1 protein-coding gene is annotated in these 278 nt (G+C 66.2%); it reads right to left on the reverse strand.

Features of this window, described 5'->3' with window-relative positions; genetic code table 11:
- A partial coding sequence (locus SB660_RS20085; RefSeq protein ID WP_410584055.1) for a hypothetical protein occupies window positions 1–251 on the reverse strand: 251 nt, incomplete at its 3' end.
- Window positions 252–278: the final 27 nt, after the last annotated feature.

The following is a 278-nucleotide window of genomic DNA, read 5'->3' on the forward strand; positions in this document are numbered from 1 at the left end:
TCGAGTCGGTGCACGAGGGCCGCGACATCCGGCGGCAGACCGGAGCGGGCCGCATCGACATCCTCATAGGCGACGGCCATGAACGGGAGTCCTCCGTTGTAGAGGATCTGCGGCGTCCCGCTGATCAGCTGACCGAGCACCTCGGTGACGACCGGGTTCACACGCTGCCAGAAATGGAGGTGATCGCCGTCGGGATCGAGTTCGTCCGAGTCCATGATCGCGACGCGACGCGCGATCTGACCGAGCGCCATCGACAGTGCCTGCTCGGGGTAGTCGGG

Origin of the sequence: Bacillus sp. SIMBA_005, from assembly GCF_046535585.1 — a bacterium.
Classification (GTDB): domain Bacteria; phylum Bacillota; class Bacilli; order Bacillales; family Bacillaceae; genus Bacillus; species Bacillus pumilus.